A 13,621-nucleotide genomic window follows, 5' to 3' on the forward strand; every position below is an offset into this window, starting at 1 on the left:
ACCAGAAAGCGAAATCACCGGATGAGGGATGGTATCAACAAGGCGGCAAGGTTGATTGTCAACCACTGCCTAAAATATGGCATAAGCACGATTGTTTTGGGGTGGAACGAAGGATTCAAAGATAATGCCAACATGGGCAGGTTGAACAATCAAAAATTTGTTCAGATTCCCTTAGGCAAACTTAAAGACCGATTGCAGCAATTGTGTGAAGTTTACGGCATTCGCTTAGAGGTGACAGAAGAAGCCTACACCAGCAAAGGTAGTTATCTTGATGGAGACTCCCTGCCCAAGTTTGGCGAAAAGCCAGAAGGGTGGAAAGCATCAGGAAAACGCATCAAACGTGGGTTGTTCAAGAGTTGTGACGGCTCAATTGTTAACGCAGACCTTAACGGCAGCGCCAATATCTTGAGAAAAGTAGCCAGAAAGTTAGGCATTGACCTAAACCGACTGGGTAGACGGTGTTTGACGACCGTAGCGAGAGTAAGATTGTGGGCTTTGCCACAATCTACTTTGTCAGCAGAATCCCCGCGTCTTTAGACCGGGGAGTGTCAACTCTGTGAGTAGGTTGGCGTTCACTCCGTTTAGAATTGCTAGTGTTTCCTCTTCAAACCCAATCAAGGTATTATTCCCATCCTGAGTAATGGACAACTGACCGAAGCTCAAACCCTCTGCCAAACCTATGAAGTCTTCACCGATGCGGAAATCAACAAGGGTGTCCGTACCTTCACCAGCAGCTAAAACAAAGGTATCACTACCGCTACCGCCGGAGAAGTCATCACCGACGAGGGTATCGTTACCTAAACCGCCGCGCAGGATATCATCGCCATCGTCTCCCCAGATTTGGTCGTCGCCTGCTTCGCCGAAGAGTTGGTCATTACCGCCTTTGCCGCCAATGCGGTCATTACCTGCACCACCGTAGATGATATCATCGCCACCGATAGTACCACCGGGGGAGCGAGTGTTGAGGTCGCCGCGCAGGACATCATCGCCGTCACCGCCGAAGATTTGGTCGTTTCCGAGTCCGCCAGCGAGGGTGTCATTACCGCCGAAACCGTTGATTAGATCATTATCTGGAGTGCCAACTAAGGTATCTTTTTTGGGTGTGCCATCGATGGGAGGTTGACCGGAACTGAAGGTAAGGGTAGTGGTGGCGATGGTACTGAGGTTCGTGTGAGCTGCGCCATCGTTAACCGCAAATTCAATAATGCGATCGCTGGTATCGGGGGTGGCGGCAGTATTGTTATAGGTGACGGTTCTTAGAACTTGTTGGTAATTGGCGACGGTATCCTCACCGCTGAGGATGAGGGTGCGGAGGGAGGAGTCGTAATTGGCGGTGATGTTAGTGCCACTGGTATTGGCAGCGAGGATTTCGGCTGCGCCATCTTTGAGGTTAGTGATTTTGACGGTAGCGTTGGCGAGGGTGGTGCTGTTGGGGTCAGTTAGGGTTAGGTTATCAGTATCGACAATCGAGACAGCACTTCCGGTAAAAGTGGTGGTAAAATCAATGCCTGCTTCATTGCCGTTGAGGTCAAGTTCTGGGGGAATGTTACCGTAGACCACAATAAGTTTCTCCTGCACCGGGGGTGTCATTGGGGTCAGCTCCCGGTGCGCCGATAATCAAGTCATCAACACCATCCCCATTGATATCTCCTGCTCCACTCACCGAAAAACCTGAGAGGTCATCCGGATCAATCCCGTTAATGACAAAGCCATTGCTACCGTTGAGTTCAGACAGCTCAAGTGAAGCATTAAAACCTTCGCTGTTACCAAAGACCACATAAGTTTCTCCTGCCCTCGAGTTACCGTTGGGATCAGCATTCCAGGCACTAATAATCAAGTCATCAATGCCATCCCCATTGATATCTCCTGCTCCACTCACTGAAACACCTGAGTTGTCGAGCTCATCAATGCCGTTAAGGACAAAGCCATTGCTACCGTTGAGTTCAGACAGCTCAAGTGAAGCATTAAAACCTTCGCTGTTAGCAAAGACCACATAAGTTTCTCCTGCCCTCGAGTTACCGTTGGGGTCAGCACCGTTTGCACCGATAATCAAGTCATCAATGCCATCTCCATTGATATCTCCGGCTCCGCTGACTGAACCACCTGAGAAGTCGCGCTCATCAATGCCGTTGAGGACGAAGCCGTTACTACCATCGAGTTGAGAAAGGTTGAGAGTGGCATCAAAACCCTCTTCATTACCAAACACGATGTAGGTTTCCCCTGCACCCTCGTTACCGTTGGGGTCAGCATCGTCGGCACCGATAATCAGGTCATCAATGCCATCATCATTGATATCCCCAGCACCACTGACAGAGATGCCTAAAAGATCTGCTGAATTAATCCCACTGATAATAAAACCATTGCTGCCATTGAGGTCTGAGAGGTTGAGGCTCGCACCAAATCCCTCCGCTTGACCAAACACTACATAGCTTTCACCCGAAGGAGGGTCGTAGAAGACTTCAGTTGTATCCACAACAGGGGCCCCAATAATTAGGTCGTCAAAGCCATCGCCGTTGATGTCCCCCGCCCCACTTACAGAGAAGCCTGAAACATCATAAAAATCAATGCCGTTGATGACAAAGCCGTTGCTACCGTTGAGTTCAGACAGGTTGAGAGAAGCATCAAAACTCCCACTTTTTCCAAACACAATGTAGGTTTCTCCTGCAGAGGAGTTACCGTTAGGGTCAGCACGCGTAGCACCGATAATCAAGTCATCAATGCCATCCCCATTGATATCTCCGGCATCGCTGACTGAAGACCCCGAGAAGTCAACTTCATCAATGCCGTTGAGGACAAAGCCGTTGCTACCGTTGAGTTGAGAAAGGTTGAGACTGGCATCGAAACCCCCACTTTTACCAAACACCACATAAGTTTCTCCTGCACTCGAGTTACCGTTGGGGTCAGCACGCGTAGCACCGATAATCAAGTCATCAATCCTATCCCCATTGATATCTCCGGCTCCACTCACCGAACCACCTGAGAAATCACCCTCATCAATGCCGTTTATTACAAAGCCGTTGCTACCGTTAAGTTCACTGAGATTAAAAGATGCAGTTGCCATAGTAAATCCCTCCGTTAAATTTCAGATAGTCCTTTACTTGTGTTCAACCGAACCAATCCTTACCACACGCCGAATTTCATCTGTCTTAAACCCGATCGCCATCGGACGCCGCACCCCTGGCAACACCGCCACGTCATACAACTCCGTGACTATCCCCTCAATGCGCAACCAATGCACAATATCCCCACTGCGTAAATCAATCACCAACAACCCACACCGAGGTTCAGCCTGCTTACTCTGTAACCGCTCAGAGAGCACCAAACCCGAAAACGTCTTATTCTCCCTCGGCTTCGACAACCCCACAATCGCAAAATCACCACTAAACGCCAACCCGCGCAAATAACCGGGACAAAACGCCACTGACTCAAACTCTCCCCGACTCAAATCAACAAACCCAAACTCCCCTGTGCCAGAATTGAGCAACCAGAGTTTATCCCGATACAGTCGCGGCGAATGAGGCATCGACAACCCCGTCACAATCACCTCATTAGTACCCACATCAACCACACAACCCCCATCCCGCCGTTTATCCCGCCAACCATCCGCAACATCCGACTGACTCACCGCCGTCACATATCCCGGTTGCCCTGAGCGCATCGCCAAACCATTCAGGTGACACCTATCCTCTGCCGCCAACTTAGAAATAAACGGCGGTTGCCACAGAGGGATAAAACTATACTGTTCGCTAACGGTTGCCAAACAACCAAACAAAGTATTGACAAATATGACTTTATGTGAATCATCTACAGCAACATCATGCACATCCAAGTCCCCCGTTATGTAACCCACCTGCGGCACAAACAGGCAGTCATAACCGTTGTGAACTTGCCCCAACTCCAGGACATTTTCAAACCGCCACAACTGATACAGCGAACTCAGATAAAGGGTTGAACCCTTTACACATAAGCCCATAGAACGCTCAAAGGTACGCTCAAATATCGATAGCTGTCCCGTCGGCTGCAACCCAATAAAAAAAACCTTGCCCGCTTGATAAGTGGTGAAAGCAAGGCTAAGATTTTGTTCAGCTAGCCAGGAATTGAACTGGCGGGAGCCAGTGATTTCTAATGAGGGGGAATTCGTTGAGGATGATGTGGGTAGATGCACGATTTGTCCTCTTCGTTACCGTTTTCTAATACCAAAGCCTACATCCTTTCCCATAACTTATTTCAGTCACATCTCATCTTCATCGAATCTTTACAAAACCAAGCGTTGCTCTTTACACAACCTTAAGGAAGCGATTACCCAAGCGGTTAGCACTGATGCGATCGCAAATTGAAAAAGATTCGGGAGAGATGATAGGCTTCTACCAGGCTCAACCCTTCAGGGCAATAGATTGGATATCCTTATAACGAATGTATCAACTTGCAACAGTAATAACCAGCTTACCGACTACGTGTCCCTTTTCACTCTCCCGATGAGCAGTGGCAATTTCAGATAGGGGATAGGTTTGTTCGATAATCGACCGAACTTTACCCGCTTCAATCAGTTCCTTGAGGCTAGCCAAATCTAAACCATTGGTTTGTAGAAGAATAACTTTAGCCGTTTTGCCAGGAACTATCTGGGTGAGAAAACTTTGTACAAAATCGCCAGGATAAGGCTGGGTGGTAATGTAAACCCCATTGGGTTGCAAGCTATTTTGGCAGCTCCAGAAGGATTGATTACCCACTACATCGAATATAATGTCGTACTTAGTAGGAGCTATTGTAAAATCTTGCTGAGTATAATCAATAACGCGGTCAGCTCCCAAACTTTTTACAAGTTCAATATTCTTCGTACTGCAAACACCCGTTACCTCTGTCACAAAAGCCTTAGCAATTTGCACCGCATAGCTACCCACTCCACCAGAAGCACCATTAATGAGAATGCTTTGCCCCCTCCGAATTTGGCCCTCATCTCGTAAGGCTTGCAGGGCTGTCAACGCTGCCAGAGGCACAGCCGCTGCTTCTTCGTGAGTCATCGTTTCAGGTTTGAGGCAAGCTGCTTTTTCGGAAACGGCAGCATATTCGGCATAAGCGCCTCCGGTTATATTATCAAGGCGTGTGTAAATTTGGTCTCCTACCTTGAAGCGCGTAACTGAATCCCCGACTTCCACAACCTCTCCAGAAACGTCAAACCCCAACACTAAGGGGAAATTGTAGCCCGTGAGAAGTTGAAGCATACCCTTTCTGATTTTCCAGTCGATGGGGTTGATGCTGGAGGCTTGAACTTTGACTAGTAGCTCGTTTGTTTTGATTTGAGGCATTGCCAAGTCTGCGTATTGAAAGACTTCAGCTCCGCCATACTTGTTGATTACAGCAGCTTTCATCAAAAATTCCCAATTTTAATCCATTAACTCACAACTATTACCAATAATGAGCGAGTAAAGCTCTCCTTCTTAAGGCTGAATTTTAAGTCGGGTTATGTTAATATAGCGGGTTCAAATCAGTTGTGAAATAGAATTCCCGTATTTTCTAACACTTAAACATAGCTCAAGGATTTTTTCAGTTTAACTCCTGACTCCTGTCTGCTGTATTCTGACTGCTAAATTAATTGAAAGTATGACTATGAAGAACGAACTATCCATCCCCTCTCATTTCGACTCTCAGAAAGTCGGAGAAGTCTGGCGAGTTCCTTACCAGCAGCGAATGGCTGAAGCCCAAGCTTGGGCAAAACAGCATAAGCTCCAGCCTGCGGAGCGAGACGAAGCCCAGATTTGCTTGCTCGTAATCGATGCACAGAATACCTTTTGCATCCCCGGATTTGAATTATTCGTAGGTGGCAAGTCGGGTACAGGAGCTGTAGATGATAACGTGCGGTTGTGTGAGTTTATGTATCGCAATCTAGGGTCAATTACCGAAATTGCCGTAACCTTAGATACCCACACCGCTATGCAAATTTTCCATTCCGTATTTTGGATTAATGAGGCGGGGGAACATCCCCCAGCCATGACCAATATCTCGATGGAGGATGTGGAAAAAGGAGTTTGGAAAATTAACCCCGCAGTCGTTCCTAACCTCAGTCACAGTGATTATCAAGGGTTGCAAGATTACGCCCTGCACTACACCAAAACACTGAACCTGGATAGCAAATATCCCTTAACTATTTGGCCATACCATGCTATGTTAGGCGGTATCGGTTATGCGTTGGTTTCTGCTGTCGAGGAAGCTTGCTTTTTCCACAGTATCGCTCGCAAAAGCCAAACTCATTTTGAAGTTAAAGGCGGTAATGCTCTCACTGAGAATTATTCAGTCCTGCAACCTGAAGTTTTGGTAGACCCAAATAACCAAGCGATCGCTCAAAAGAATACTCCATTTATTGAAAAATTGCTGAGTTTTGACCAATTAATTATTGCAGGTCAGGCAAAGAGCCACTGTGTCGCTTGGACAATTGACCACCTGTTAAGTGAAATACAGGCAAGAGATGCAAATCTTGCTCAAAAAGTCTATCTTCTAGACGATTGTACCTCTGCGGTTGTAGTTCCTGGTGCGGCAGACTTCAGCGAACAAGCAGATGCTGCCTTTCAGCGCTTTGCTGATGCTGGGATGCATTTGATCAAGTCAACGGAGTCAATGGATGTGTAAACTTAGCAAGCACGTCCTAAAAGTCTAGGATAGTTTTTCCTCTGTATGGATTTTGTCGTTTGGAGTTCAGATCCCCGACTTCTTAGAGAAGTCGGGGATCTAGTCTTCAGTTGCCTTTTTTATCTTTTTCCCTTTTCCCAAAAAATCATCGGTAAGGCAGTGATACATCCGATAGTCATAACCATCCACTAAAATCTGGTACTGGGAAGAATCCTCTGCAAAACAGTTTGGCATATCTTTTACTGGGGCGTTAAAATTTACCAGCCATACATCTAGAGGACGCGACAGTTGAGCAAGGGTTTGATCGAGGGTGGTAGAGGCTTGACAAGCCGTTCCTTCACACCGATATTGATCTTGATGGGCTAAGAGAAACTGGGGATTGAGAGGTAATGCTTGTAAATTAGCAGAACCCTTGAACTCCCAAGCAATTCCCATCAGTTCACCCGTTTGAACTAGCGTATTATGGGTTGTGGCGATTAGAACGGAGACTGGGGATGTCTGTTGAATCATTGGCACTAAAAGGTCAGGGCGGTAGTATTTCTGATAGCCCAAATTGCTGACTACCGTAATACCACTGAACAAACCCATGAGCCAGATGATAGCAACGGCTCGTCTTTTTTGAGAAATGGTATATTTGTGGGAGGATTTATCCTGTCCCAAATCATTCCAACTAACAGCAAGTGCGGCTGCAACTAAGAGGATGATACTGGGAAAGTAGACAAAATTATACCTAGCTCCCCGGGTCAGGTCAGTATCAAAAATGTAGGTAATTCCGAAAAATAAAGCGATCGCTCCTAAAACAAACCCTACCAAAATACCTATCACTAAACGAGTTTCAGGATTCTCCCCCTGAATTTTTATGCCGCGATAGAAAATCGGCACTGCCCAAATGAAAAAGCCGATCATTACCGCACCAGAGGCGAGTACCACTAGCAGGGATGACGCCTCCACAGGTAGCAAAGAAATCATCGTAATCCAAGCTGCTAGCGCTTGAAAAATGGGGCTGATAGTCGTCAAAAAAGTGCGATCGCTCCCCCTAATCCATTGAGTCATCTGAGGATCGTAACTGCTCTGCAACACGGGCAACCAAACCAAACAGCCTACGAGGGTGCCAGTAGCAACAAGAGCAATCCGCCACCAATGGGAGGGAGGAATAGGGAATGGGAAATGGGGAATGGGCAAAAATTTTCCCAATCTCTCAATCCAGGAACTTTGTAAAAGACAAAATCCCAGCAATACGATTGCCTCAGCACAGAGAGTCAGAATAAAAAAGTAGTGGGTTGCTATGCCCAAACTGTTAACCACTATCCAGCACAGCACTACCCTAATGGGCAGGGGTGTTCGGCGTTGGAGATGCTGCACGGCAACAACCAAGCAGCACAACGAGGCAATCACCCAGAGAATTCCTAGGGTGTAATGACGAGCTTCCTGAGCTAGATAGATACCGTAAGGAGAAACCGCCATCATTGCGGCTGCCAGTTGAGCTACTAATCGGGAACGAAATGCCAGCCAACCTAAGCCGTACATAGCTGGAATCGAGACTACCCCCAACAACGCTGGAAGCGATCGCGCCGCCCACAGTAGAGAGGTTCCCTGGAACGTCTCCACAGCCGATGTGGGAAACAGTTTCATCCACCAGTGAGCCAGCAGAAAATATAGGGGAGGATGATGATCCTCAGCAAATAGGTGACGGGTTACTGCCCCTCCCCCATCGTCTGGATCGAGTTGTAGGGGTTTTAGCAGAGTTTCTAGGGAAATCGCCTGATCTAAGGGTACAGTGTGAAAACTATTCCCCAGACTAAACACCAGCGTAGCGAACTCATCCGTCCAAGGAGACTTCAAAGTGAGCTGGGTAAAGCGTAAAGCGGTGCCAATAGCGATCGATGCTAGTAGCAGTAATAGGTGGAGGTTTTTTTTAGATTGCAAAGAAGGAGTCAGAATTTAGGGGTTAAATTTCACAATACCTGATGCCTTGATAACATTTTAGATCTGTTGACTGAACACTAATAAAAGCAATGTTCACGAGAATAAGGGGCATCGGTTACGATAGACGCAACTTAATCGCAATAGAGCCGGAGCATATTCACTATGGTTGAGGCTCAACCTCACATTGCTATTTTCCTGCGAACTCTGAGTGCTGGTGGCGCCGAGCGGGTGATGCTAAATGTAGCTTTTGGTATTGCCCAGCGAGGGATTATGGTCGATCTAGTTCTTGCAAAGGCAGAAGGAGCTTACTTGTCCCAAGTACCTGCCGATGTAAGGATTGTAGATCTTCACTCTTCAAAATTAGACCAGCATCGACTCTTCAAGTTACCCACTAGTTTTCAATCCACAACTAGTCTTCCCAAACTAATACGCTATCTCCAAACGGAAAAACCGACTGCACTCCTTTCAGGCAATCATTACCCTAATGAGATAGCTATTTTAGCGAAATATCTAGCCAGGTCACAGACTCGTATCGTAGTATCTGAGCATACCACTCTTTCTGTAGAGGCAAGACGAGTAGAGCAGGTTTCCTCTCGTTTGATACCCCTTACTGCACGACTTTTTTACCCTGGAGCTGATGGAATCGTGGCAGTTTCTCAGGGCGTGGCTAAGGATCTGGCTCATGTAGCAGGTTTATATTTAAAAAAAATTAAAGTAATTTATAATCCGGTAATTACTCCAGAGTTGAGACAAAAAATCGAAGAACCTGTGGAACATCCCTGGTTCACAAGTGGAGAACCTCCAGTTATTGTCGGAGCGGGACGGTTTGTAGAGCAAAAGGATTTTCCTACCCTACTCCGTGGTTTTGCTAAGGTTCGACAGGTACAACCTGTTCGGTTGATGATGTTAGGCAATGGTCGAGAGCAAAAACGCCTCGAAGCGCTGGCGAAAGAGTTAAGGATTGAGGCTGATGTCGCTTGGGTTGGTTTTGTGAAAAATCCTTATGCTTATATGAAACGAGCCGCAGTCTTTGTATTGTCTTCAGCCTGGGAAGGATTACCAACTGTACTGATAGAAGCATTGGCAGTGGGAATTCCAGTGGTTTCTACCAACTGCCCCAGTGGACCTAATGAAATTTTGGATAACGGGAAGTACGGTTGGCTGGTTCCGGTCGGTGATAGTGAAGCAATAGCTGATGCAATTTTGAAGGTTTTGTCTGGTAATTTTAAGTCGGTGGAACCTGCTTGGTTGCAGCAGTTTAGTTTAGAAGCTGCGATTCAAAACTATTTGGATACATTGTTGAGTCTAAGCAAAGTTTGATCACAGAAAAAATTAAGATGATCAGCAATAGAAGCTGAGAGGGCGACACGCGCCCCGTAGCCCAAGTGCTGTAAAAGTTGAACCAAATTATGGTAAAAAAATACAGGTCAGTGATTGTCAAAAATACCTATCTTTTGAAATAGAAAAAATAGGGTTTCCACTGATTAAAACTGGAAGGAAAACTGCTATGAGTTTACCCCGTCCCTAAAGCCCTGTCATCAACCTATTCCGCATTCAGAAACTGCAAATACGCTTCACTGACTTCTTTCACTGCAAACTCGTAAAACTGCTTGCCATGTTCCGGTGTTGCTAAGGCAGGGTTTGAACCCATGCGTCCATCCGGATAGTGACGCCGGAAGTCAATGGCACCGTAAATGGGGTGTCCGGATGCCACTTCTGCCAACAGGGGTACTTGCTTGATGGCATCTGGATAGAAGTATTGAGTTACTGCGACTTCGCTGGGTGTGCCGTGAGAACCTTCTTGATTGCCGTACAATTCTTTCGTTAATTTATAAACGGAACTACAGGTAAACCAGTTGGCGAGGCGGCATCGTACCCGATCAGCATTGGGAACGTTCAAGTCGGTAAGGTAGGCGTAACTCTCAGCAAATGCTGCCTTGAGCGTAGCAATATTACCGCCGTGACCGTTAATAAAGAAAAATTTGGTGAATCCGGCTCGGGTTAAACTGGTTAGGTAATCCTGAATGAGGTGAATTAACGTAGTAGGTTTGAGGCTGATCGTGCCAGGGAAGCCAGTGTGATGCAGCGCCATACCCACGTTGATGGTTGGACCGACGACAGCATTTGTCGCTTCGCCGACTCCTCGGGCAACGGCTTCGGCACAAATCGCATCAGTCCCAATCAATCCCGTCGGTCCGTGTTGCTCTGTTGAGCCAATCGGCAGAATAATTCCTGGCGATCGCTTCAGGTACTCTTCCACCTCTGTCCAAGTCATCAAATGTAGCTGCATTGTTACTTTGTCTCGTATCAAGAATCTTTAGGCATTTTTTTTCATCGAGTCCTGCCCTTTCCTACCCCCCTTGAATGCCCAATACCAAATCGCCGCAATCGGTTTTTCAGTCGTGCCGAGGGTTAAGTTATGCACTGAAGCCAAGTAGAATTTCCGCCCCCAACCCAAAACAGAATTGGAGACGGCTCAAGTTGAAGCTTTGTATATTCAACCGTTAGGAGAGTTAAAGCGAGTGGACTGGGGCTACCAGCCCACTGCTCTTATTCTGTAAGACCCCTCATTACTGTCATACTTGCGTATGACACGTATTACACTATTCAGTATAGTATTCTAATTTCTAGAAATGGACAACAAAGTTAAAAGAACTTTATTAAGTAGTCAAAAAATAACACGATAAACCCTGATATCACAAAATTGTGTCAAGCTGGAATTGACAATACATTTGCAGATCGTTCTTTTTTTTCAGCCCAAAGCAGTGATTTTGGTGTATACAAAGGCTAGAGAACTTCAGATATCCAGTTGCTTTTATGCTTTCTCTCGATCTACCGCACAGTACTTCTAGTCCGGATTTGGCACAAACCAGCCGCGTCCTGGTCGTAGAAGATGAAGATTTAATTCGGGAAATGCTTGTCCTTTCCTTAGAAGAGGAAGGCTATGAGGTGGAAGTGGCTGCCGATGGGCGTACAGCTTTAACGCTGCTTCAGGAGGACGAACCCAATGACCGGGAGTTCCCTTATAACCTGCTCATCCTAGACTTAATGCTTCCTCAGATCAATGGTTTAGATCTGTGTCGGTTGTTACGGTATCAAGGCAATCCAGTGCCAATCTTGATTCTCAGTGCCAAAGCGAGTGAAACTGACCGAGTTTTAGGTTTAGAAGTGGGCGCAGATGACTACCTCACCAAGCCTTTCAGTATGCGAGAATTAATCGCCCGCTGCCGAGCCTTACTGCGCCGCCAACGTTTTAGCTCCTTACCCCAAGCCTCCCATCTGCAATTGCGGGATATCAAGCTCTATCCCCAAGAATGCCGAGTTACTGTTCGGGGTGAAGAAGTCAATCTCTCACCAAAAGAGTTCCGGCTTCTGGAGTTGTTTATGAGCTATCCGCGCCGAGTTTGGTCTCGCGATCAGTTAATCGATCAGGTGTGGGGAGCAGACTTTTTGGGAGACACGAAAACCGTAGACGTTCACATTCGCTGGTTGCGGGAAAAATTAGAAAAAGACCCCAGCCAGCCAGAATACTTGATTACCGTTCGCGGTTTTGGCTATCGATTTGGCTAGCGTCACCCATCACAAGTCATGGGTCAAAAAGTTGTCAGTCATGAGACGTCTTGCTCTTATTCTGGAACTGTTGAACAGGCAATAGAAGCCGCTAAAACCCAACAGTTGCAAGGGGTTGATCAAAGGACAAAACAAAGGACAAGAGACACATGACCCTTCTGATATTTATTTTGGGTCTAGCTCTGGGTATTGGCTTTTGTTGGTGGCAGCAGCGCCAACGCCAGCGGCAGCTTAAGAGAATGTTGGAATTGTTGCCAGCAGAATCTACCGATAATTCATTCCCTCTCGTTTCTCAATTGCGGAGCGCGATCGCGATCCTGATTGGCGATCGCGCCGAGATCAAAGAGAAACTGAACACAACCCGACAGGTACTCCAAGTAGCGCCTGTAGGATACTTGCAAGTAGACGAAGACAACCGCTTGATCTGGTGCAACGAGCAAGCGCGTCAGTTATTGCAGCTCGACCGTTGGCAACCGGGACAGAAGCGCTTGCTCCTAGAGTTAGTGCGTTCCTACGAACTGGATCAGTTAATTGAACGAACCCGCGAACAGCAACAACCTGCAATCCAGGAATGGGTCTTTCATCCAGCTTGCATTGATGGAGCAGCAATGGGTGAAGTGCGATCGCTAACCTTGCGAGCCTCTAGTTTGCCCCTCTCTCACGGACAAGTCAGTGTTTTTCTGGAAAACCGACAACCCCTAGTTGAACTGTCCCAATCCCGTAATCAGTGGGTTTCTGACCTAGCCCATGAACTCAGAACCCCGCTGACTTCTATTCGCTTGGTAGCAGAAACCCTGCAAGGGCGCGTTAAGCCTCCCGAAAGTCGCTGGATCGAGCAACTCCTACAGGAAACGAATCGGCTGATCGAACTCGTACAAAATTGGCTGGAACTAAGCCATTTAGAAAAAAATCCCAGTAAAAGCCTGACCTATCAATCTGTAGAACTGCGGTCTTTAATTGAATCAGCTTGGCAGCGCTTAGAGCCTCTAGCCCAACAAAAACAGTTAAGCCTAGCTTATCAAGGTCCTGATACCCTCTCAGCCCGAGGCGATAAATCCCGACTAATTCAAGTATTTTTAAATCTATTAGATAACAGCATCAAGCACAGCCCTCCCCAAGCCCTGATTCAAGTTAAAGTAACTCCTACACAAAAGGCAGGGATTGACTCTGACGCTCTCGTAGAAGAAGAATCTTTTATTCAAATCGATATTATAGATTCCGGTTCTGGCTTCTCCGCCTCCGACTTACCCCACGTGTTTGAGCGGCTTTACCGAGGAGATGTTTCCCGGTATCGCGCCCCCGTCTCCGGAGGTTCATCTGCTTTAGGAAGAAGTAGCGGTAGCGGCTTAGGGCTTTCAATCGTACAGGAAATTGTTCAAGCCCACAGTGGCACTGTTAGAGCCAGAAATCATCCCGAAACTGGCGGTGCTTGGTTGCAAATCCAACTTCCCCATCCAACCGCAGTATCCAGTGAGTAGTTCGTTTGGGTGTGAGGGGGCAGGGG

9 protein-coding genes and 1 pseudogene are annotated in these 13,621 nt (G+C 47.0%); 5 read left to right on the plus strand and 5 right to left on the minus strand.

Annotation, left to right across the window (positions count from 1 at the left end):
* A partial coding sequence (locus IQ257_RS25785; RefSeq protein WP_193879626.1) for an IS200/IS605 family accessory protein TnpB-related protein occupies positions 1-537 on the plus strand: 537 nt, incomplete at its 5' end.
* Here IQ257_RS25785 and IQ257_RS31700 read toward each other — a convergent pair.
* The 3 genes and pseudogenes from IQ257_RS31700 to IQ257_RS25800 all read right to left on the minus strand — a co-directional run bounded on the left by IQ257_RS31700 (position 514) and on the right by IQ257_RS25800 (position 5,366).
* Positions 514-3,061 (minus strand): annotated as a pseudogene (locus IQ257_RS31700) (hypothetical protein). The gene IQ257_RS25785 and the pseudogene IQ257_RS31700 sit on opposite strands and share 24 nt — an antisense overlap.
* 33 nt (positions 3,062-3,094) lie before the next feature.
* Positions 3,095-4,165, minus strand: a complete 1,071-nt coding sequence (locus tag IQ257_RS25795) for a TIGR03032 family protein (protein ID WP_193879629.1) — start codon at positions 4,163-4,165, stop codon at positions 3,095-3,097.
* A 253-nt stretch (positions 4,166-4,418) separates the two neighbouring features.
* Positions 4,419-5,366 (minus strand): NAD(P)-dependent alcohol dehydrogenase, encoded by a 948-nt coding sequence (locus tag IQ257_RS25800; RefSeq protein ID WP_193879632.1) that lies wholly within the window; start codon positions 5,364-5,366, stop codon positions 4,419-4,421.
* A gap of 232 nt (positions 5,367-5,598) precedes the next feature.
* Here IQ257_RS25800 and IQ257_RS25805 point away from each other — a divergent pair, with 232 nt between their 5' ends.
* The gene (locus IQ257_RS25805; protein ID WP_193879635.1) at positions 5,599-6,621 is read left to right on the plus strand and encodes an isochorismatase; all 1,023 of its coding nucleotides are present in this window, start codon (positions 5,599-5,601) and stop codon (positions 6,619-6,621) included.
* Positions 6,622-6,720: 99 nt separating this feature from the next.
* Here the strand turns inward: IQ257_RS25805 and IQ257_RS25810 are convergent, their stop codons facing one another.
* A complete protein-coding gene (locus IQ257_RS25810; RefSeq protein ID WP_193879638.1) occupies positions 6,721-8,547 on the minus strand; it encodes a glycosyltransferase family 39 protein in 1,827 nt (608 codons plus the stop codon).
* A gap of 162 nt (positions 8,548-8,709) precedes the next feature.
* On the opposite strand from IQ257_RS25810, the gene IQ257_RS25815 reads away from it, so the two are divergent.
* Positions 8,710-9,867, plus strand: a complete 1,158-nt coding sequence (locus IQ257_RS25815; protein ID WP_193879640.1) for a glycosyltransferase — start codon at positions 8,710-8,712, stop codon at positions 9,865-9,867.
* 223 nt (positions 9,868-10,090) lie between these two features.
* Here IQ257_RS25815 and IQ257_RS25820 read toward each other — a convergent pair whose 3' ends face one another.
* Positions 10,091-10,837 carry a creatininase family protein gene (locus tag IQ257_RS25820; RefSeq protein WP_193879643.1) on the minus strand — a complete coding sequence of 249 codons (747 nt, stop codon included), beginning with the start codon at positions 10,835-10,837 and terminating at the stop codon, positions 10,091-10,093.
* A gap of 527 nt (positions 10,838-11,364) precedes the next feature.
* Here IQ257_RS25820 and IQ257_RS25825 point away from each other — a divergent pair.
* Both IQ257_RS25825 and IQ257_RS25830 read left to right on the plus strand, forming a co-directional pair.
* Positions 11,365-12,117 carry a winged helix-turn-helix domain-containing protein gene (locus tag IQ257_RS25825; RefSeq protein ID WP_193879646.1) on the plus strand — a complete coding sequence of 251 codons (753 nt, stop codon included), beginning with the start codon at positions 11,365-11,367 and terminating at the stop codon, positions 12,115-12,117.
* A gap of 149 nt (positions 12,118-12,266) precedes the next feature.
* Positions 12,267-13,595 carry a sensor histidine kinase gene (locus IQ257_RS25830; RefSeq protein WP_193933319.1) on the plus strand — a complete coding sequence of 443 codons (1,329 nt, stop codon included), beginning with the start codon at positions 12,267-12,269 and terminating at the stop codon, positions 13,593-13,595.
* The last annotated feature ends 26 nt before the right edge of the window (positions 13,596-13,621 follow it).

The organism is Coleofasciculus sp. LEGE 07092 (assembly GCF_015207375.1).
In the GTDB taxonomy this organism is placed as follows: Bacteria; Cyanobacteriota; Cyanobacteriia; order Cyanobacteriales; family Coleofasciculaceae; genus LEGE-07092.